This window comes from Lacinutrix himadriensis (assembly GCF_001418105.1).
Classification (GTDB): domain Bacteria; phylum Bacteroidota; class Bacteroidia; order Flavobacteriales; family Flavobacteriaceae; genus Oceanihabitans; species Oceanihabitans himadriense.
This window is the reverse complement of record NZ_LIQI01000014.1, coordinates 19,357-42,093: the sequence shown is the minus strand read 5'-3', so window position 1 is coordinate 42,093 and position 22,737 is coordinate 19,357. Positions and strand designations below refer to the sequence as shown.

General features: G+C 33.7%; 18 protein-coding genes. 10 read left to right on the top strand and 8 right to left on the bottom strand.

Features of this window, described 5'->3' with window-relative positions:
- The first annotated feature begins 10 nt into the window (after nt 1-10).
- Both AMD28_RS03670 and AMD28_RS03665 read left to right on the top strand, forming a co-directional pair.
- Nucleotides 11-889 (top strand): bifunctional 5,10-methylenetetrahydrofolate dehydrogenase/5,10-methenyltetrahydrofolate cyclohydrolase, encoded by an 879-nt coding sequence (locus AMD28_RS03670; protein WP_055442817.1) that lies wholly within the window; start codon nt 11-13, stop codon nt 887-889.
- A 17-nt stretch (nt 890-906) separates the two neighbouring features.
- Complete coding sequence (locus AMD28_RS03665; protein ID WP_055442816.1) at nt 907-1,623, top strand: YwaF family protein; 717 nt, start codon at nt 907-909, stop codon at nt 1,621-1,623.
- Here the strand turns inward: AMD28_RS03665 and AMD28_RS03660 are convergent.
- From AMD28_RS03660 to AMD28_RS03630, 7 genes are all read right to left on the bottom strand, one after another.
- Complete coding sequence (locus tag AMD28_RS03660) at nt 1,616-2,038, bottom strand: VOC family protein (protein ID WP_055442815.1); 423 nt, start codon at nt 2,036-2,038, stop codon at nt 1,616-1,618. The two genes, AMD28_RS03665 and AMD28_RS03660, sit on opposite strands and share 8 nt — an antisense overlap.
- Entirely contained in the window at nt 2,031-2,777 is a 747-nt protein-coding gene (locus AMD28_RS03655) for a pseudouridine synthase (RefSeq protein ID WP_055442814.1), read from the bottom strand. The genes AMD28_RS03660 and AMD28_RS03655 overlap by 8 nt, the downstream gene beginning before the upstream one ends.
- Before the next feature lie 58 nt (nt 2,778-2,835).
- The gene (locus AMD28_RS03650) at nt 2,836-3,663 is read right to left on the bottom strand and encodes an alpha/beta hydrolase (protein WP_055442813.1); all 828 of its coding nucleotides are present in this window, start codon (nt 3,661-3,663) and stop codon (nt 2,836-2,838) included.
- Between the two features lie 2 nt (nt 3,664-3,665).
- Complete coding sequence (locus tag AMD28_RS03645) at nt 3,666-4,031, bottom strand: cupin domain-containing protein (RefSeq protein WP_055442812.1); 366 nt, start codon at nt 4,029-4,031, stop codon at nt 3,666-3,668.
- Nucleotides 4,032-4,082: 51 nt separating this feature from the next.
- On the bottom strand, nt 4,083-5,054 hold the full coding sequence (locus AMD28_RS03640) for a YitT family protein (RefSeq protein WP_055442811.1): 972 nt from the start codon (nt 5,052-5,054) through the stop codon (nt 4,083-4,085).
- Between the two features lie 6 nt (nt 5,055-5,060).
- Complete coding sequence (locus AMD28_RS03635; RefSeq protein ID WP_055442810.1) at nt 5,061-5,621, bottom strand: hypothetical protein; 561 nt, start codon at nt 5,619-5,621, stop codon at nt 5,061-5,063.
- Between the two features lie 110 nt (nt 5,622-5,731).
- Nucleotides 5,732-7,258: a helicase HerA-like domain-containing protein gene (locus AMD28_RS03630; protein ID WP_055442986.1), complete on the bottom strand. Its 1,527-nt coding sequence runs from the start codon at nt 7,256-7,258 to the stop codon at nt 5,732-5,734.
- Nucleotides 7,259-7,464: 206 nt separating this feature from the next.
- On the opposite strand from AMD28_RS03630, the gene AMD28_RS03625 reads away from it, so the two are divergent.
- The 8 genes from AMD28_RS03625 (at nt 7,465) to AMD28_RS03590 (ending at nt 21,936) form a co-directional block, all read left to right on the top strand.
- The gene (locus tag AMD28_RS03625) at nt 7,465-8,097 is read left to right on the top strand and encodes a 7-carboxy-7-deazaguanine synthase QueE (protein ID WP_055442809.1); all 633 of its coding nucleotides are present in this window, start codon (nt 7,465-7,467) and stop codon (nt 8,095-8,097) included.
- Nucleotides 8,098-8,199: 102 nt separating this feature from the next.
- Nucleotides 8,200-10,245, top strand: a complete 2,046-nt coding sequence (locus tag AMD28_RS03620) for a tetratricopeptide repeat-containing sensor histidine kinase (protein ID WP_055442808.1) — start codon at nt 8,200-8,202, stop codon at nt 10,243-10,245.
- Between the two features lie 3 nt (nt 10,246-10,248).
- Nucleotides 10,249-10,887, top strand: coding sequence for a response regulator (locus AMD28_RS03615; RefSeq protein WP_055442807.1), 639 nt, complete (start codon nt 10,249-10,251; stop codon nt 10,885-10,887).
- Between the two features lie 158 nt (nt 10,888-11,045).
- Nucleotides 11,046-11,975 (top strand): tail fiber protein, encoded by a 930-nt coding sequence (locus tag AMD28_RS03610; RefSeq protein ID WP_055442806.1) that lies wholly within the window; start codon nt 11,046-11,048, stop codon nt 11,973-11,975.
- Nucleotides 11,976-11,986: 11 nt separating this feature from the next.
- Nucleotides 11,987-19,462, top strand: a complete 7,476-nt coding sequence (locus AMD28_RS03605; RefSeq protein ID WP_055442805.1) for a LamG domain-containing protein — start codon at nt 11,987-11,989, stop codon at nt 19,460-19,462.
- 74 nt (nt 19,463-19,536) lie between these two features.
- Nucleotides 19,537-20,577: a T9SS type A sorting domain-containing protein gene (locus AMD28_RS18495; RefSeq protein WP_055442804.1), complete on the top strand. Its 1,041-nt coding sequence runs from the start codon at nt 19,537-19,539 to the stop codon at nt 20,575-20,577.
- Between the two features lie 25 nt (nt 20,578-20,602).
- Nucleotides 20,603-21,529 carry a hypothetical protein gene (locus AMD28_RS03595; RefSeq protein WP_206542230.1) on the top strand — a complete coding sequence of 309 codons (927 nt, stop codon included), beginning with the start codon at nt 20,603-20,605 and terminating at the stop codon, nt 21,527-21,529.
- 2 nt (nt 21,530-21,531) lie between these two features.
- Complete coding sequence (locus AMD28_RS03590) at nt 21,532-21,936, top strand: hypothetical protein (RefSeq protein WP_152975537.1); 405 nt, start codon at nt 21,532-21,534, stop codon at nt 21,934-21,936.
- 90 nt (nt 21,937-22,026) lie between these two features.
- Here AMD28_RS03590 and AMD28_RS03585 read toward each other — a convergent pair whose 3' ends face one another.
- Nucleotides 22,027-22,572, bottom strand: coding sequence for a DUF2911 domain-containing protein (locus AMD28_RS03585; protein ID WP_055442802.1), 546 nt, complete (start codon nt 22,570-22,572; stop codon nt 22,027-22,029).
- Nucleotides 22,573-22,737: the final 165 nt, after the last annotated feature.

The window sequence follows — 22,737 nt, the reverse complement described above, 5'->3', positions numbered from 1 at the left end:
AAACAACAACATGACAATCTTAGACGGAAAAAAAGTAAGTAACGACATTAAAGACGAAATTACCGATCAGGTAAAAAAAATGGTTGCTAAAGGCGAAAAGGTGCCACATTTAGCTGCAATTATAGTTGGTAATGATGGCGCAAGTTTAACCTATGTTGCTAGTAAAGTTCGTGCTTGCGAACGTGTTGGTTTTGAGTCTACAATGGTAAGAATGTCTAATACTACAAGTGAAGTAGAATTATTAGATAAAATTGAAGAATTAAACACTAATAGTGATGTGGATGGTTTTATTATTCAATTACCATTACCGCCACAAATTAATACGCAAAAAGTATTAATGGCTGTAAATCCAGATAAAGATGTGGATGGTTTTCACCCAATGAATTTTGGTAAAATGGCATTAGATATGTCTACTTTTATTCCTGCAACTCCATTTGGTATTCTAGAACTTATGGATCGTTATGGTGTAGAAACGAAAGGAAAACACACTGTTGTAATTGGTCGTTCGCATATTGTGGGAAGACCAATGAGTATTTTAATGGGAAGAAAAGGTTTTCCAGGAAACTCTACAGTAACCCTTACACACAGTCACACTAAAAATATTACACAAATTACAAGTCAAGCAGATATTATTATCTCTGCATTAGGAGTGCCAAATTTCTTAAAAGCAGAAATGGTAAAAGATGATGTTGTTATTATTGATGTTGGTATTACTCGTGTTCCAGATGAAACTGCAGCCAAAGGTTATGTAATAACAGGAGATGTTGATTTTGAAAACGTAAGTAAAAAAGCGAGTTATATTACGCCCGTTCCAGGAGGAGTAGGACCAATGACTATTGCGATGTTACTTAAAAATACACTTTTAGCAAGAGAAAGACATATGCAATAAACTGCTTATATTGCAGTATGAATTTTCTGATAATTTTATTAATAAACATACAGCGAGTAACTATTGGTAGTGCACAACATGTTCTACCAATAGTACTCGCTGTTTTGTTTTGTGTGGTTTTGTTTCGTTTTGCTAAAAGAGGCCCTCAAAAGCAAAAAGAAGTCCTATTTCAAGCTTTAGGTATTTTTGTTTCTCTAACTATTATTGTTTTTCATAGTTATAAAATTAGCCAAGGGGATTATTCCGTTTCCGTAGATTTACCTTTGTATTTATGTAGTTTTTTGGCTTTGATTATTCCGGTTTTCACATACTACAGGAAATATTGGATGTATGAAATTCTATTGTTTTGGATTATTGCAGGAACCTCGCAAGGAGTGATTACTCCAGATATTGCGGTAGGTTATCCTAGTTTCGACTTTTTTAGATATTGGATTGCGCACTTGGGTTTACTAACTATTATTTTTTACGCCACTTTTGTTTTAAGAATGCGTCCAAAACTAAAAAGTGTTTTTAAATCGCTTGTCGCAATACAAGGCTATTTAATCGCTTCATTTGGTATAAATGCGCTTTTAGGCTCTAATTATTCGTATTTAAATAGAAAACCAGAATCCGCTTCCGTTTTAGATTACTTGCCAGATTGGCCTTATTATATTATAGTTGTTGAGGTTGCTTTAATTCCTTTGTTTCTGCTTATTTACTTGCCTTTTTATTTAACAAGAAAGAAGATTACTTAGCAAACAGCTGCTTCATATCTTTAAACGCTTTAAACTCTAAAGCATTACCAGAAGGGTCGTTGAAAAACATGGTTGCTTGTTCGCCTACTAATCCCTCAAAACGAATATATGGTTCAATAATAAAATGTATGTTTTTTTGTTTTAAGTCTTCCGCGAAAGCGTGAAAAACATCCCAATCTAAAACAACACCATAATGAGGTATAGGTACCGATTTGCCATCTACAGGATTGGTTGACGTGTCCTCTATAATTTTTGCTTTGAAGTGAATAACCAATTGGTGACCAAAGAAATTAAAATCTACCCAATGATCGCTACTTCTGCCTTCTTCACAATTTAAAACTTCTCTGTAAAATGTTCTACACGCTTCTAAGTTATGCACCGGAATTGCAATGTGAAAAGGAGAAAGTTTAGCCATTATTTTCGAGATAGGTTTTCGTAGAACTTTCTAAAAGAGCATTTAAATCTTCTAATTCTTCTGTAGTAAATTCTCTGTATTCGCCAACAGGAACATCTAGTTCGATATTCATAATACGAACACGTTTTAAACTATTTACTTCGTAGTTTAAATATTCACACATTCTACGAATTTGTCTGTTTAAACCTTGTGTTAAGATAATTTTAAACTTGTAAGTTCCTAGTTTTTCAACAATACAAGATTTAGTAGTTCTGTCTAATTCTTCTAAGTAAATACCATTAGACATTCTTTCAATAAATGTTTGTGAAATAGCTTTGTCAACGGTTACAATGTATTCTTTATCGTGATTGTTACTTGCGCGAAGTATTTTATTTACTATATCTCCATCATCTGTAAGAAAAATTAAACCTTCACTAGGTTTATCTAATCTACCAATAGGGAAAATACGTTTTTGGAACTTTATAAAATCTATAATATTGTCTTTTTCTACTCTAGTGTCTGTAGTACAAACAATACCAACAGGTTTGTTAAATGCTAAATACGTAAAAGAGTCTTTAGTATTTACAATGGCTTTTCCGTCTACATGCACTTCATCATTTGGAGCTATTTTAGTTCCCTTTTCTGGCACAACACCGTTTATGGTAACTCTTCCTGCTTCAATAAGTCTGTCTGCTTCTCTACGCGAGCAATAACCAACTTCGCTTAAATATTTGTTTATACGTTTAAGATTCTCTTCCATGTGGCAAAGATACTATAAGTTTAATCACTAAGTGAAATTTAAAATGCTAGACTCTAGCTTAATTTGCAAGGTATTTATTAATATACTCCGTTATGGTTTCATTGTTTAATGAATGTCCGAAACCTTGCGTAGTTATTAATTGTGCGTTTACGTAATGTTGTTCAAAATGTTTTGCGTCTTGATACGGTATAATTCTATCGCGCTCATCGTGTATTAAAAGAGCAGAGGTCTTGATTTCTTTAGTGAAATCTGCAGCAGAAAAATGATCCGGTAAGTGGCCGTATTTTTCTAATACAATTTTTCCCATTTGTTTGTCTACTTTTTTATTGTAGCCCATCATTTTTACATAGCGATTAAAAACACCTGTAAAGTTGGAAGGTGCTCCCAATAGAATTAGTTTTTCGAGTTCTGTGTTTTGGTATTTATGCTGATAAAACACAGTAGCCATACCACCAACAGAATGACCAATAATGATATCTGGATTAAATTTTTTGGAAACGATATTTATAAATTCGGAATATAGAATAGCGTTGAATTTTTTACTTCCTGAACGACCATGTGCTGGAGCGTCTAGTGCAATAACGTTATAGTTTTGAGTTTTTAAACTTTCGACTAAAGGCTGCCATCTTGTGGCATTACTTTCCCAACCATGTGCAAGTAATATGGTTTTGTTTTTACCAAGCCATCTATAGGTCATGATACTTAAGTCTTCGTGTTGTAATTCTTCTTTAAACGCCGTGTCTAGAAAGTCGGATTCTTTTTCATTAAATTTTTTCCCTCTTAAAGGAGTAGAAAATAAGGATAATGCTAGGTTTCCAGCAGCTTTTGGTGAAATATAGCTTAATAAGTTAATCAGTAAGCCAATAGTTTTAGATATGAAATTCATTTTTAATCTTCTCTGTTTACTAAATCCATTGAAAATGCAGGAAGGCAAATAGCTATATATTCGCAAGCAATTGTAAATGGATTTGAATACTGCACACGAGTATTCTTGTTTATTTTAATAGATTGTCCAGCTTCCAAAATTACAACTTCATCTTCAATTATAAATTGTTTTTTGCCTTTAATTATATAGGTATACTCGTCAAACTCTGGGGTTTGAAAAGGTTCACTCCAGCCAGCAGGAGCAATCATACGTGCGATGCTTATTTGCGAATCTTTGTTAGTCGCTAAGCCAAAGTGTTCTTCTATAACTTTCCCGTCTGTGGTTGGAACAACAAATGGGGAGTCTTGAATGGTGTATTTTTTTTTCATAATTAAAAATAGTCTTGTAATAGTATATACGTAACTTTTAGAATAATAGTTTTATTTTAAAGGCTTACGTTTAATCATTCCTCCTTTTAAATCTTTTACTATACCAATGGTGACAAAAGCATTTTTATCTATTTTGTCTATTTCGGTGTATAGTTTTGCTAGTTCTAGCCTAGTCATTACAGTGTAAATAATGTCTTTGTCGTAACTCTTTCCGTGTACACCAAAACCGCCTTTTCCTGCATATATTGTGCATGCTCTACGTAGTTTTTCGGTAACCATGATTCTAATCTCTTCATGTTTTTCAGAAATAATAGTAATACCTAGATATTCTTCAACACCATCTACTACAAAATCAACGGTTTTAGCTGCCGACAAATACGTTAGTATCGCATAAAGTGCTGTTTCAATGGATAAGACATAAGCGCCAAAAGAAAAAATAACAATATTTATAAGTAGCAATACATCGCCAACCGTGATCGACATTTTTCTACTCAAGTATATGGCTAAAACTTCTGTGCCATCTATAACACTGCCGCCACGCATGGCTAAACCAATTCCTAAACCTAAAAAGAAACCACCAAACACAGCTATTAGTAGCTTGTCTTCTGTGATTGTTGGGTAATTGACAAAGTGAACTACTAGTGCTAAAAAGGCTATGGCAATGACACTTTTTATAGCGAATTTTTTACCTATTGTTTGGGTTGCTAATATTAGAAAAGGAATGTTCACTAAAAGCAATAAAACACCAAGAGATAAAGAGGTGATATTTTGAAGAAGTAAAGAAATACCTGTTGCTCCTCCATCAATAAAATGATTTGGTAATAGAAAACCTTTTAAGCCAAAACCCGCAGAGAAAACACCAATGATAATAAAAACGGATTCTTTTATAGCGTGTGAAACTTCTACTTTAATATTGTCAATTACTGGAGTTATTTCTTTTTCGGTATATGGAATAGGGGCGTGTTTCGCTTTAAGCCTTTGCTTAGCTATATCTACTAATAGTTTGCCAAATAATGGATTCATAACTTTTTAGTATTGATTCCAGCCTATCATGAAATGTTTAATTTTTGCGTTGTCAGGAATCTGTATTGCTTCAATTTTCTTGTTTACATCCATGCGTAATTCAGAAGGTAGTTCCATTTTGTCAATCGTGAAAAAACCATTTATTTCATTAACAAAGACTACTACGTTTCTTAATGTATTTTGAATACTAGAAATGGTGTAGTTGTTTTTTATATCTGCAAATGTGCTGGCAGTATTTAATCCTTTGTCTGTTTTAAATCTTGGGTCTACTACTTGAATGGTAGTAATAGTCGCTGTAGAATCTAAAGCTTGGTTAGGCGAAAGTATTAATAACTGCTTTCCTGTTTTGTCATAAATTTTTATGTCGTTGATGCTTCCTGTAAATTCATCGCCATCTATTCGTTGTACAACAGAATCATTAGCGTAAATAGCTTCAATATCTTTTACTTGTGTCGAGTCTGTTAAAAGTCCGATATTGTTTTTAGAGATTAAAAATGGGTTTACTTCTTTTTTACATGAAGTAAAAGCGATACTTAATAGACAAAGCGTAAAAATGGTGTTTTTCATATTTGTTTTCCGAGAAAGCGGAAATCTTATTTGTTTTTTATTTCCGTGAAAACGGAAAAGATATGGGTTGTTATTTTGTGTTTGTTTTATTCTGAAACTTTAGCGAAATACTACAATACTTTTTTTAGAATTCCGAAAACAGAACGTATAAAGGTCGCGCTTGTAAGTACTTTTACAATCGGATTCATTCTTGTACTGCTTCTACTAGAACTAGAGCGTGTCGCTTTTTTTTGTTCTTTTTCCTTCGCTTCTCTAGCGTCTTCTTTAATTTGTAAAGCTTCTGCTTTTTCAATCTTTTTATTCAGCATTTCATAGGCAGATTCTCTATCTATGGTTTCGTTATATTTCATAACCAGTTTAGAATCGTCTAACAGATTGTTTAGTTCTGTTTCTGTTAGTACATCCATTCTGCTCATTGGAGCTCGTAGCATGGTTGCTGCAAGTGGTGTTGGTCTTCCTTTTTCATCTAAAGCAGAAACTAAAGCCTCTCCAATCCCTAAGGAAGTTAAAATTTCAGCGGTATCATAATAATCGGTGTCGGGATAGTTTTGTGCAGCAAGTTTGATTGCTTTTCTATCTTTTGCTGTAAAAGCACGTAAGGCATGTTGTATTTTTAAACCTAACTGACTTAATACACCTTCTGGAACATCGGTTGGGTTTTGGGTTACAAAGTATAAACCAATTCCTTTACTACGTATTAATTTTACGATGCTTTCAATTTGATTCAATAAGGCTTTCGAAGCTTCATTAAAAATAAGATGCGCCTCGTCTATAAACATAATTAGTTCTGGCTTGTCAGCATCTCCTTGTTCTGGGAAAGTTTCATAAATCTCCGCCAATAAGCTTAACATAAATGTAGAGAATAATTTAGGCTTATCTTGAATATCTGTTAATCTAATAATATTGATATAGCCTTTTCCATCTCTTGTGGTACGGACTAAATCTTCTACATCAAAACTTTTTTCACCAAAGAAAAGCTCTCCACCTTGTTGTTCAATTTCTACCACTTTACGTAAAATAGCTCCTGTTGATGCAGAAGAAATTCTACCATAGGCATCCGAGAATTCTTCTTTTCCTTCTTTGGTAGCGTATTGTAGTATTTTTTTGAAATCTTTTAAGTCTAATAAAGGTAATTTGTTGTCGTCACAATATTTAAAAATAACAGCAACAACACCAGATTGCGTATCGGATAAGTCTAAAATTCTAGATAGTAAAACTGGTCCGAATTCACTAACAGTAGCTCGTAAACGAACACCTTCTTGCTCAGATAATGACATGATTTCTACAGGAAATCCCTTGGCTTCAAATGGTAAGCCTATTTTTGCGTGACGTTCATCTATTTTTGCATGTCCAGGACTTGGTTGTGCTAAACCACTTAAATCCCCTTTAATATCCATAAGTAAAACTGGGATTCCTTTTTCGCTTAAGTTTTCTGCTAAAACCTGTAGTGTCTTTGTTTTACCAGTCCCTGTAGCTCCAGCAATTAAACCATGTCTGTTCATGGTTTTTAAAGGTATTTTTACAAAAGCATCTTTAATGGTTTCTCCATCTAACATTGCAGAACCTAAGGTTATAAAATCTCCTTTGGTTGTGTTTCCTTCTTCTATATGTTTAAAAAAATCTTCCTGTCTGCTCATAGTATTCTTCAAAATTTGCATAAAAATAGTAATCTTTAATGTAAAACCTTTTAAAAAAGCAAGCAACTTTTCAACTAAAAGATCCAAATGTCTTAAGTGTGAAGTACCTTATCTTTTTATATTGAAAATGAAATCCGAAGCTTTTAACTTTAAATATTACGGACACGATTAAACTTTAAATACTTAAATAACTATCTTTGCAAGCTATGACAAGAAGTGAAAGACAAGAGTTGCTAGATAAAGGGTTATTATTACCTTTAATGGAAGAGTTTTATACTATTCAAGGAGAGGGTTTTCATAAAGGAACAGCTGCGTATTTTGTACGAATTGGTGGTTGTGATGTTGGATGCCATTGGTGTGACGTTAAAGAAAGTTGGTTACCAGAATTGCATCCTGCAACAGAAACAGTGCAAATAGCTGATAATGCTGCAAAACACAGTAAAACAATTGTAGTTACTGGAGGAGAGCCTTTAATGTGGAATATGGATCCGTTAACCAATGCCTTAAAAGAAAGAGGATTACAAGTACATATAGAAACTTCTGGAGCGTATAAGTTAACTGGAGTTTGGGATTGGATTTGCCTTTCACCAAAAAAGAATAAACTACCAACCGAAGAAGTATATGCGCAAGCACACGAGTTAAAATGTATTATTTACAATAAAGATGATTTTAAGTTTGCTGAAGAACAAGCAGCAAAAGTAAATAAAGATTGTATTTTATATTTACAACCAGAATGGAGTAAGCGCGATAAAGTAGTGCCGCAAATTGTAGAGTATGTAATGGCCAATCCCCAATGGAAGGTGTCTTTACAAACACATAAATATTTAAATATACCGTAAAAACCTGAAAGTCAATTGGTTATTTCGTGAAGGGTAAACTAAATTAGTGTAAGTTTTAATTTAGAGTCTTAAATTTCTATCTTACTAGTCTATTTAGTTCTCATGAAATATAAGCTTCTAGCTATTACCCTCTTATTTAGCTTTCACATATTTGCGCAAGATCAAGACGCAGTCCTACAATCTAAACTGGATATTTTTAATTCAAAAATTCAGCAAACCGAGAAAGGGGAACGCCTGCGTTGGATGGATAGCTTAGCGACTACTATTTATTTTGAAAGGGTCTTCAATAACTCAAAATTTAAATATGATTCTATCACAACCCAAACCATCAAGTATGCTATATCACTAGATTCTCTAAATAAAGCAGCAGAGCATGTAGCTAACTTAGTATGGTACAATAGCTATTTTTTAAAGAAACCTAAAGCAAGCGTATTACTATACAATACTTACAAAAACGACTTTAAAAATATAGAAAACAATAATACATTGTCAAGACTATATTTATATCTTGGAGATAGTTTCTTTGAAGTAGAAGGTATAGACAAATCTTTGGAATATTATATTAAAGCAAAAGAAAGTAGTACAAAATCAGGAAATGATACATTCTTAGGTCTTGCTAACCTAAATAAAGGGCAGCTAGAATCTATTAAAGGTCAGTTTTCAGAAGCTTCTATAAGTTATAAAACGGCCATCGATTTGTTTATTAAAGTTGAAAACACCAGCTATATAATCAATACAAAAAATTCATTAGCAAATCTGTATAGTAAAAATGCTTTTTATGAAGAAGCCATAGAAGAGCGGAATGAAGCTATTGAAATTGCAAATAATTTTGGTGAATCAGGTCTTTTAGTGGGGATTTATATGAGTGCTGCAGAAAATTATAAGCAAATAGGAAATCATGTAAAACAAATAGGATATTTAAAAGCAGCAATTAATGTTTTTAACAATAATAGTAAATTAGAAAACTATTCTTACCTAAAAACGGAATTACTAGCTGATTTATCAAATGCTTATGTAGATAGTGATAGTTTAAACCTCGCTGAGCAAAAATTTAAAGAACTAGAAGCCATTTATTTCAAAGAGACATCTAAACAAAGTAAACCATATTATGTAAATGCAAGAAAGACTTTGGCTTATGCAAAAGGGCATTATAAAGAGTCTTTAAAATATTGCAAAGAGTATATAGAAATTCAAAAGGAAAATAAGAATATCGATGGCTTAATGAAAGGGGAAAAGTCTTTATCTTTAACCTATAAAGCATTGGGAGAGAGTACCAATAGTAATATACATTTAATTAATTTTTATAGGATTAAAGATTCTGTTTCTAGCATTCAAAATGTAAAATCTTTAGCCTATTACCAAACGCTCTACGAAACAGAAAAACGCGATCTTAAAATTGAAAACCAAAGGGCCAGTATTGGTCTATTAAATCTTAAGAATAAAAACAAAAACCAATTGTTGATTTTTGGAGCCTTAGGCTTGCTAGTGCTATTTGGAGGTATTGTATTTTATCGTTCTTTTTTAAGTGCAAAGCGAAGACAGTTAAGACAACAATTGTTTTCGCAAGAGCTAATTAAAACCCAAGAGAAAGAACGTACACGTATAGCTAAAGATTTACACGATGGCGTTGGGCAGCAAATAACACTTATTAAAATGAGGGCACAGAATACAAATCAAATAGAATTGTCTAGTCTTGCTCATAATGCCTTAGAAGAAGTGCGCAGTATTTCTAGAGACTTATATCCTGTAACCTTAGCGAAACTTGGTCTTACCGATAGTATAGAACAACTACTCTTAGAGTTAGACGAAGAAACCGATTTGTTTGTCTCCGTAGAAATCGACGATGTTAATGAGCGTTTTAATGAAATAGAATCGCTTAACTTGTACAGGTTTATTCAAGAGTCCGTAAACAATGTATTGAAGCATGCCAATGCAAAAACTTTAATTGTAAATATTTTGAAGAAGAGTGACAGTATTAAAATACTAATTAAGGACAATGGTGAAGGTTTTGAGGTGACTGATAAGGTAAATCAAAATAGTTTAGGTTTAAAAACGATGGCGGAACGCATCAGTATGCTCAAAGGTAGCTTTACTATAAAAAGTAAAAGAACAGAAGGCACGTCTATATTAGTAAAAATACCAGTATAAAAAATGAATAGTAGCATCTCCATATTTGTAGCAGACGACCATCCTTTATTATTAAAAGGTTTAGTAGATCAGTTAAAGGATTATAATTATAATATCATCGCTACTGCAGAGAATGGAGCTATAGCGCTCAATAAGATTATAGAGCTACAACCAAAAATTGCCATTCTAGATGAAGAAATGCCACTACTTACAGGGTTTGAAGTGATACAAAAATGTAAGGAGAAACAGGTGGATACCAAGTTTATTATCTTGACTTCACATAAAGAAAAAGCCTTTATTTATAAAGCAAAGAAATTAAATATCTCCGGCTATATTATAAAAGATGAGTCTTTTACAGAGGTCCATAATTGTCTACAAAGTGTCAGTAAAGGCACTCCTTATTTTAGTGCTGTTTTCGATAGTGTATTTGACAATGAAGTCGCGCCACAATTACAAAAAATGAAACTGCTTTCTCCTTCAGAACGCACTATTGTGAGGTTGGTAGCACAAGAAAATACGTCTAAAGAAATTGGCGAACTATTATCTCTATCTTATAGAACCATAGAAAAACACCGTTCTAATATTATTGATAAGTTGGGGCTTGTTAAAGAGAAAGACATCCTTGCCGTTTGGGCAAAAGCCAATTTAGAGTTCATTAGTTAGCTACTAGTTACAAAACATTATTTTTATAAACTACGTGGTACCACGTAGTTTTTGCATTCACCTCGTATTGTTTGCCTATAGGTCTGCTTGTACATTGCGTATTGAATTGGTGCTCCGCCATTTTCACTAGCTATATATAATCATAAACTTATAATCAAATGAAAACCAAAAATCTATTCTTAACAATTGCATTGCTTTTTATAGCAACACTTAATTATGCACAAACCTCAGCAGAAGCTTCTGGCATTGCTATACAAGGTATTGCAAGAGATGCTAATAATACAGCAAGGATTGATGCGGCAATTACCCTCACGGTTGAGTTGTATTATATAAATGCTAGTAATCAACCAGTAACTATTGCGGGTCCAGAAGACAAAAATTTAACTACAGATAATTTTGGAGTATTTTCTTTTGTTTTAGAACCAGGTGCTGCAAATAATGCTACTATAGCAAACCAGCAGGCCTATCTAAAAATAAGCGAAGATGGTACTACAATTTCTGATGAAAAACTAAACCATGTGCCGTATGCAATTGCTGCAAACAATGGTGTGCCAACAGGTTCTATTATGCCATGGGTTGGTTCTGAAAATGCAGTGCCTACAGGTTGGGTGCTCTGTAATAATCAGTCTTTAACTAGTGTAGTTGGATCAGCTAACTTAATTGCTTTAGTAGGTAACAATGCGCCAGACTTAAGAGGTCGGTTTTTAAAAGGTGCAGGTACAGATGTAGAAGCTAATGTTGAGCCTATATTAGTTGGTGACACACAAAATCAATCAACAAAAACACTAAATCACAAACATGGTAATGGTACTCTAAAAGCTAGTTTAAATCAATCAACAACTGGAAATGAATATGTTCCAACAGCAACTGTTGGAGGTAGTAGCACGCCTTGGGGAGGATTGCAATATATCACAGGAACAACTCCTCTAGTTCTTAATATACCTGCTACTCTGCTAGATACGTCCGTTTCAAATTCTAACCTTTCTCATGATCATAATACATCTGGAGAAACTGGAAACCCAACTACGGGAGATACTTCTGAAGTAAGACCAAGTACTTACGGTGTACACTATATTATAAAACTATAAACCGTATAATTATGAAAAAACTAATTATACTAGGCTGCTTAAGCTTTCTGGCAACAGGGCTTTGGGCACAAAACGACGATGGTGCTAAGGTGGTTACCGTATCACAGGCCAAACAAAATGCAGAAGGTGCTAATGGTAATCGGTATACTCTTCAAGTGGGGGTTCCATATGCAGTTTCAGAAAATAATAATTACGACATTAGATTCCCTTGGGATATAAAATACCTCTATGGCACTTTTGCCGATGAATCTTTTGATGTGTCTAAAGGGTATTTTGGAGATAAAATTTTAATAAGTTGGGAGCTAAGAAATAATTACGATCTTATTACAAGTCTAAAAATATACCGAAGAGAATATACAGATGCTGGTACTAATGGTTATGATTTTGTTAGTAATGTCTCTAGAGATGTAACACAATACGAAGACCAATATATAGAAGGTGGTGTATTATACGAATATAAAATAGTTGCAGATGGTGTAGATGCTTCAGAAATAAGATACACTAATTTTATTACAGATTTAGGATTTAGAAATCCTACAGCTATTGTAACAGGTAATGTAAGTTATGCAGGTGGTAGTCCCGTAAAAGATGTGACTATACTTGCCGAATCTGATGGTTCAGCAACAAATCTAGGATCTGCCTTAAAAATTCCTAATAATGGTTTTTTAGAAATAAGAGACATGAGTAGCACTATAACCACAGCTGCAACATTGCAGGCTTGGTTAAAACCAGAAATTGCTTTTGTTGACGATGCTGGCGTGCCAATACGTTTATTTAGACTTAAAGAATCTACAAATACCTTAGATGTTAATGTGAGACTTTTAGCAGCTTCAAATGCATTAGAAGTGAATATAGAAGGCGCTATTTACACCTTAGATACTTATTTTCCGTCAGGTAATATTGATCCAAGAGGGGATGATATTTTAGTGCCAGTTTCAGATTTTAATACCACATATACGCACTTTTCAATACAAATTGTAGATGGGCAAGTCCCTGTATTATATATAAATGGTAGAGCCATAAATACGGAATACAGTGCGTTAATGCTCTTAATTGAAAATGAAGAAGAAGAAAGTATATATGAAGGTTTTAATGTTGTGGTACCAACCGCTATAAGTACTTTAACTAATATTGAAGCATGGACTAATGTACATGTTGGAGGAAATAATACAGCATTTATTGATGAGATAAGAATTTGGGATGCTGTCATAGAAGATAATATTAGAACAGATTATAGACGTTATATAAGCGGAAATGATTCGCGATTAATATCGTATTTAAGCGCAAATGAAGGAGCTGGTGATTTTGCTTACGATTTTTCAAGAAATGGATTTAACTATAATAAAAATAATGGAAGGCTAAGATTAAATGCAGCAGATGCTAATGCAGTTTTGTGGGAAAATTATAATCCTGCTATTCCAGGTTCTGCTAATAATGTGCCAAACGCAAGTCAATTAGGTGTTTTAGGGGTTACAGATGATAATGGTAATTACGAAATTACATCCATACCCTATTCTGGTACAGGAGAATCGTTTACTATTACACCTTTGTTTAATGGGCATCAATTTGATCCAACACAACAATTGGTGTTTTTAGGTCAAGGTTCTGAGGTTGTAAATCAAATTGATTTTGTAGATCAATCCTCATTTGTATTTAAAGGTAAAGTATTATTTGATACACGTGGAGTATTCCCTTCATATGCGGAAGCAGCTGGTGGGGATTTAGGAAACGGAAATACCATTCCTGGTCAAGGGGCTATTATTGATGAAGGTTACAATCAATACAATATACTAGGTGCATTCTATGATAAAGGGGAGTATTGGTTTAATGATGCAGGCACACCTGCAGATCCTTCAGATGATTATTTAGATAAATATGCTACAGTAGCATCTCAAGGTGTTCAAATTCTTATCGATGGTCAATTGGTATTAGATGAAAACAATCAACCTGTACTTACTGATTTTAATGGTGAGTTTGAAATAAATGTACCTATAGGGGAACATTTTATTAAACTAGAAAAAAACGGTTATGAGTTTGAGTTTAATGGAAGGTTTCCAGCAGAATCAGGAACGTTTTACGAATTTTTTGAAGATGCTTTAAACCAGGTTGTATTTATAGATAATTCAAGAGTAACCGTCGTTGGTCGTGTTGTAGGTGGCTCCGTGGAGCCTCAAAAACCAATTGGTTTTGGGGGTCAAGGTACCTATGCACCAACATATACAGATGCTGATGGTATGGACCAAACCTACGAGGTAAGCTCAAAAAATAATATTGGTACGGCCACTATTACTTTAGAATACCAACCATTTGACGAAACACGGTTTGTTTTTGAGACCAATGCCGAAACTGGTGAATACCGTAAAGATATTTTACCAATAAACTATACAATTAGTCAATTAGGAGGCGTGAATATTAATAATAACACGTTAAATATTAGTATATTAGATGCTGAAGAAACTTTAAATGCAGCTGTTGTTGGCGATTTAATAACTCCAGAGTTTACGTATCCTAATGGTGATGTAGAGCTAGGAGATGTATATCATCATTTTAAGACTTTTACCTATCGTTCTGATCCTGTTTTGCAAGTTCTTGAACAAACTTCAGATACAGAAGTGGTTTTAAATGCTGGAGATCCAAATGAGGTTTCGGTTTCTACTGAAGGTTTTGATCATCCAATTTATACACAGTTTGTATCCTATGAAATTACCTTAAGTAGTTTTGAACGCTATGTAAATCACGATTCAGGTAGTGGAGTAGAAGACTTAGTGCCAATTGTCGATGGTGAATTGGTAGTAACTAATAATTTAGCATTACCTAATAGTGAGACAACGACACGTAGTGAAACGGATCAAAGTATTATTCTGTATGGGTTTCAAGCTGGTATGCCAAACATTTTTACACCTTTCACGAATACCATAAACATTAGTTATAATATTTTAGGTCAAAATCCAGCAGCTGAAAATTTAATAACAACAGGTATTATTCTTGGAGGACAATCAGATAGTGAGCAAGCATTTATTACAACAGCTCCCGAAATTCCAGACATCATCTTACGTGATCCCCCAGGATCTAACAGTTTTGCTTCTATTCAAGAAGGCGAAAGTGTAACCTTTACAAAAAGAAATGATTTTACATCAACGGAAAGTTCTCTTTTAGAAACAAGCATAAGTGCTGGAGCAGATTTTGCTTTTGGTGGAGGTCTTGCTGGGCCGGTTTTTACAGTAGATCTTACACTTGATGCATCCTCCGGAGTAGGGGTTTCAACAACATCACAAACAGGAAAAGAGTTAACAAAAACCTATACTTTTTCTCAAGCGATTTCTACAAGAAGTGATCCAGAATTCGTTGGGTCTGAAGGTGATTTGTACATTGGTCAATCCAATAATTACTATTATGGGTCATACGATAATGTGCAAGCATCAGCTGAAGTAATTGGCGATTCAGATTATATAACACTCACAAATGATAATGGCGATGCGCTAAATTTAAGCACTCAAAAGGCTTTGTCTTTTGTAGAAGAACCTGGTGCTACGCTATTTGTCTATTCTCAAAAATATATTATTGATACCCTTATTCCAGATATATTAGTCATAATTAATAACATTGATATCGGACAATCAATTCCGGGAGAAGATGGTGTTTTAGAGCGCGATTTTTATGTGCAACAAATTAATTTGTGGCGTTTAACTATTTTAAAAAATGAACAAAGTAAATATCGTGCACTTTATGATAGAGAAAATCTAAAAGCGGAAACATTGGCAATCCTTGATGCATATTTGGATAATATTCAGGATGCTATTGCTAATGATGAAGATGGCCCATTTACTGGCGATAATTTTACATCAGCAACAAATATTAGAGCATTAATTGATGCTAATTTTGCTGAAAATATATCTTTCGATTCTGGTGTAGGGGAAATAGTAAGAACTGTTGAAACCATTATAGTTAATAATAATTCAACATTTTTTAATCAAAAACTAGACGAATCCATTGGAGTTGCTTTAGGGGTTGAGATAAATGGAATAGGTATAGAAAATAATATAGAAGGGTTTTCTAGTAAAGAGTCCAATTCCGAATTAAGTGAGTCAGAAACTTCAACGGTAACGGTAAGTTATACGTTTAGTGATAATGATCCTGCAAATGTATTAAGTGTAGATGTCATTAATATGTTTGATGGCTATGGACCAATATTCTCAACTATTGGAGGAAGAACGTCTTGTCCTTACGAAGGTGCAGAATTATCAAATTATTATGATCATGCAGCATACAGTAGTTATTTAACAACCTTGCAAGCTTATATTGATGCAAATCCTTCCGATTTGTATGGTCCAAATAGGCCAGTATATAGTATCCCTGGATTACTTGGTGATGATGGTGAACAATTAAGTTTTGCAACACAGTCTGCAGAAGATCCGCAAATAACGGTTGAAATTGCAGAAGTGTTCAACGTACCCGAAAGTAATAATGCAGAATTTACCTTATTACTTCAAAACTTGGCAGATGCTACTAGTGATGCTGCAAGTTTTAATTATTTTGAACTAGCTGTTGTATCTGGTACCAATCCATTTAGTGCCGATATAAATTTAGCTTCTAATGGAACACTCGTTTTCGTACCATATGGGGAAACAGTAGAATATACACTAACACTAGCTAAGGTTGCTGAAGCACAATTTGATTATGAAGATATTATGATTGTTGTACAATCACGTTGCGATCCCGTTAATGTGTTTGATCAAGTTGCAATTTCTGCACATTTTGTACCGTCTTGTACAGAAGTAGAAGTTAGCGCACCTTTAGAAAATTGGGTATTCAACAATGATGTAGCCTTTAATACAGATGGATCTTCAAATGCATTAAATGTTACAATGACAGGATTTAATCAAGCTTTTAATAGTTTTAAAAGTATTGATTTACAATACAGAATTTCTGGGTCACCAACATGGACGCGTTTATCAACGTATTATAATACACAAGAACTTTATGACGCTGCTTTAGCTGCTGGTGAAACAGAAATTGCGCTTATTGAAACACCAGATCTAACATTTCCATTCGATATTATTGGCTTGCAGTTGCAAGATGGTGATTATGAATTTAGAGCGAAGTCTGATTGTTTAAGTGGATCAGAATATATTTCTGAAGTCATTACAGGTTCCATAGACGTTAATGCACCAAAACGATTTGGAACACCATTACCAATTGATGGAACTCTATCTGCAGGTGAAGATTTAAAAGTAGCGTTTAATGAGAATGTTTTTTATAATAATGCCATAAGTACAATTGAAATTACAGGAGAGACCAATCAATTACCTATTAATAATAATGTGTCTTTATATTTTGATGGTGCTTCTAACACAGCAACAATTGAAAACCCGAGAATTATTACTGGAGACTTCTCATTAGAATTCTGGTTAAAAAATGAAACCATTTCACCTTCGGCAACGATTATGTCGCAACAAAATGGAATGGATGTGTCATTAATTGGTGGAGAGATTATTTTTACTATTGGAGGATCTATAGTTAGTGGACCCATAAATGATGACGGATTGTTTCATCATTATTCGTTTACACACACTAATGCTTCCGGTGATCTTCAAATCATTGAAGACGCTACTGTAATTGGTACAGCTTCTGGAACACCAAATGCGCAATTTACGAATAGTAGTGCTTTAGTAATAGGCGGTAATACATTTATAGGTAATATTCACGATTTAAGATTATGGAGCAAATCGCTCACATTATCAGAGTCTGCTGCTAATATTTTTACTAAAATTATTGGTAATGAATCTAACCTTTTAGGCTTTTGGCCAATGAATGAAGGTCATGGTGATATTGCATATGATTTAGCATTCTTTAAGCATGCAGCAGTAAACACATCTTGGGATATAAAGCCAAAAGGGAACTCCTATGAGTTTGCGAGTTCGCAATATTTAGAACTAGACAATGTTGGTTTTGTGCAACTTAATACAGAAATGGATGCAACATTATCCTTCTGGGTAAAAACGAGCACAGCACAAGAGGCTACCTTGTTTTCTAATGGAAAAGGAGATGGTACTGATGTTGTGCAATCTAATGGTTTTGCAAATAAGTGGGCTATAGATATTAATATGTCTGGACAACTCTCTTTAGAAAGTGAAGGGAACTCAAGTTTATTAGTTTCAGAGAATGTAGCAGATGGCAATTGGCATCACGTTGCACTATTTTTTAATAGAGTAGGTTCTTTAAGAGCTTACTTAGACGGTGACCAAGTATCATCTAATCAAATGGCAGATATTGGAGGTTTTTCTGGTAATAAAGCATGGCTAGGTGCTCGTGGTTCTATTGATTTAGCAGGTATAGAAATCGTAGATCGTGAGTTTGCTGGTAAAATAGATGAATTCCGTTTATGGAATACGCTTCGTAATGTAGATCAAATCCAAAGAGATCGCTACAACGAAGTAGACATTGAAAGTACGGGTTTATTACTCTATGCTACAATGAATGCACCTGATCCTGCAACTGGTAATGCCCCAAGGTATTATCATGCATTTACAAACGAAAGTATCATACCAAGTCTTGCTGTTTTAAATAGTGGGGCAGTTAACTATTCTAACGATGTGCCACCAATTAAGCCAGCACGTCAATTAATTAATTTTCAGGTCAGTTATGTTATTAACGGAGATGAGATAATTATAGAACCTGTTATTAATAACTGGGCAGAGTTAGAAGGACAAATATTAGATATTACGGTTAATAATATGCTTGATAATTCTAATAATAGACAAGAGTCACCAATAACATGGACCGCTTTTGTACAACAGAATGATGTAGATTGGTATGCACAAGGTTATAATGATGTTGTAGATATTGTTATGGATAGTGGAGAAGAAGAGCACTTTGATTTTGTAATTGTTAACAGAGGAGGAAATACGCAACCTTATAGTATTACGGATGTGCCAAGTTGGTTAACAATAAGTAGTGCATCAGGATCTATTGCTCCAAATAGTCAAGTTACAATAACGGCAACTATAGATTCGCAATTGTCTGTTGGAGAGTATCTTGAAAATATTCGTTTAGAAACAGATTTTGGTTTTGATCAAGTGATACAATTAGATCTTAAAGTTCTGAGTGAAGGACCAGATTGGGTAGTTAATCCTAATGATTTTGATTATTCCATGAATATTGTTGGTAAAATTAAAGTCGATGGCACATTCTCAGATGATTTATATGACCAAGTTGCTGCAATATCAAATGGTGAGATTCGCGGATCTGTAAATCTGATATATCAAACCAACTATCAGGAGTATTTTGTATTCCTAACAGTATATAGCAATTCGCCTTCTGGTGATGCTATTGAATTTAGGATTTGGGATGCTTCCGATGGAAATGTTTTACATGCCACTATAGGCGGTAATGCTTCGGTATCATTTTTAGATAATGAAGTTGTTGGAACATTAAATGATTCAGAAATTTTTGAAAATACAGATGTATTCAGCAAGAAATTATTTTAAATCAAGGATGGACATGGATTTCAGCAAATGTTAACGATCCAAACTTCTCCGATTTAAATGCACTAACTCAAGGTATGCAGTTAGAAACATCCGATCGTATCTTAAGCCATTCACCTTCTTTATTGGAAACGTATTATAAAGACGATGCACAACCGCAGAACAGTTCTTGGAACGGAACCGTTAGTTCAAATGGTGGTATGTCTAGTCAATTTATGTATAAGGTTAATGTATCACATGGGCAGCTATTAGATTTAACAGGAAATCCAGTAGATATTAATTCATGGAGTTTCCCAATCCAAGCAAATTGGAATTGGGTACCATTTCCTGTAAGCGCTAATGTACAAGTCAATGCGGCATTAGCATCTTTTAATGCACAAGACGGCAATGTTATTAAGTCGCAAAATTTGTTTGCAATTTATGATGCGGTAAGCGGTTGGAGTGGAACATTGAATTACTTAGTGGAAGGGCAAGGTTATATGTTGAAGTCTAGTGATAATCAAACCCTGGTATATCCAAATTATTTTGGAAGGTTTACAAGTGATTCTAATAGTATAGCAGAGCAGCGTGTAATTGCCTCAGAATTTGCACAATATGCAGAAAATATGAATGCTGTGGTATTGATGCCTTCAGGATATGATAATTTGTTTGTGTATGATGCTAACGGAATAGTAAAAGGACAGGTAACAAGTCAAAATGTTGGAGATAACGAATTAAGCTTTATCACCATATATGGAGATTTGCCTGAAGCGTTAATCTTTCATATAGGTAATGCGTCAGAAACTAAACCAACAACGAAAGTGTTCTCTTTTAAGAGTAATCAGGTGCTTGGTACAATTGCAGATCCAGTTATTTTAGAAGATGAGATGTTGTATGGAATTACGGTATTTCCAAACCCATTTGAGAACCATTTAAATCTTAAAGTAAATTCAAAACAGAGTCAAATGGTAAGTGTTCAAATACATAATATGTTAGGACAGGTAGTGTTTAGTGATGAAATTAGTGTAGAGGAAGGAGAGAACGATTTAAGAATTGTACCGAATCTCTCTTTAGGAGCTTATTTTTTAAATGTGAATGTCAATAATAATACCTCGGTTTTTAGAGTGATTAAAAATTAATCTTGACGATACTAAAATCTTAAAAATGATAAAAAAAACAATAAGAATACTAATTGCAATGCTATTGTTCACAACAATGGTTAATGCACAAGACCCTAATTGGTTGGTAGACGAAAATAATTTTGAATATACAATGTCATTTGTGGCATTTGTAAATATTGACGGCACAACTTTATCCAGTGAAAACGATAAGGTTGGCGCTTTTGTAAACAACGAGTTAAGAGGTGTGTCCAGTTTAACATATGCCTCTAGTAATGGCAGGTATTATGCCTATTTAACCGTTTTTTCAAACACGAATGATGAGGTTGTAAGTTTTAAAGTTTATGACTCTAATACGGACCAAGTTTTTGATATTTCAGAAACTACAAATTTTGAAATAAATGCACATCATGGTAATTTGTTTCAAGCATTTAGTATCGCTAGCCCAGCATTAAATAATGAAGCAGATATATTAGATTTTGGATTGGAAGGAACAACGGTGAATTCGGTGGTTTTGAACAACCAACAAATTGTGCTTTATGTTAATAATGATGTTGATGTTTCGGCACTCAACGCTACATTTCAATCTAGTGAAGGAGCTCAATTGTTTGTTGATTCTGCACTTGAAATATCTGGAAACAATAGTTTTGATTTTACCAACCCTATTACTTGTAAAGTGCGATCAGAAGATGAGTTTCAGGTTAAAGACTGGCTAGTTTCTGTTCAGAATAGTTCCATAACAGGAGATGATTTAATCTATTATAAAAAAGATGCAGTATGTTATAATGGAGGAGAGATAAAAGTAGAATATAATACTTCAGGAATAGCAATTCAATTACTATCAAATCAAGCCGTTATTGCAACGCAGACTATTGTGAATGGTAAAGCAATTTTTACTAATTTAAATGTAGGTAGTTATGTCGTTAGAACGGAAGGTATAGATAGAGAAATACTAATTAATTTAAAAGAATAATTATGAAATCGAAATTTATATGTGTAATAGTCTGTAGCTTTTTTATGATTGCTACAAGTTGTTCTAGTGATGATGATGGAGGTGGTGGCGCAGATGCAAGTCTTATACCAATTTCAATACAATTTGTAAATGAAAATGGAACACCAATTACATCAGATTGTTTAGACATCAACGAGAATTATGCCGTTCAAATAGAAACTGAGATGGCTGGTTCAGGCGCGATTGCTGCAACTCAAATCCAGTATACGCTAAACGGGATTTTGTACAGTATGACTTTTAATCAGATAGGTGTGCAAAGACAACCTGTAGTATTAGCTGATGGTCAAAATATTGCTCAGTTGGTAACAATAGGTGTTGCAGACGAAATTAGATTTGTAATTCAAGATGATTTTGAATTAGTATTCTAATATTATTATTAAAATAGACTACTAGTTCTTGCAAATAAAAAAGCCTTAGAATAATTCTAAGGCTTTTTTGTATACTATAATATGTGTTTCTTATTTCGTGAACGGTACCGCTACTACTGTTGTATCCCAACCTAAAAACATATCTACCCCTTTATCGCTTTCTTTAAAAGCGATAGAAAAAGCTTCAATAGATTTTTTGCTAGATCCAACAGGAACCGTGATTCTTGCTACGTCGTTAGCTTCATTATAAAAATAACTTCCCCAAGTGTTTAAATCTTTGTTTAAAATGATAGTCCATTCTTTTTCTCCTGGAATAGTTGCTAAAGAGTAAGTGCCAGCTTTAACTAAAGTACTTCCTAATTTCATGTCTGTGTATAACGTGATTTCGGTAGCTTCATTTGCACCAGTACGCCAAACCTTACCGTTTGGAGCAAGCTTGTCTAAGCTTCTTTCTTTTAATTGTGGTCTACTATAAACTACTTTTATTAATTTGTCCGGGTTTTTATAATCTGTAGGGAATGCTGCTGCATCCATTGGGCTCTTGTTTAATTCTGCAAAATCTTGCGCGCTTAAATTAAAGCTTACTAGCATAATAAGTGTAAATGCTAAGGTTGTAATAAATGGTGTTTTTTTCATGATTAATTATTTTAAGTTTTCTTAGTAGTCGTAACAAGATGTTTAAATTTACAAATTATGATAAATAGTATTATTTTTTCTTTTAGTTGATTTCATTTAATTATAAAAATTCATTTTATTGTTATAATGTGTAAGTGTTTTGGTGTTTTATGTTTTTAATATGAA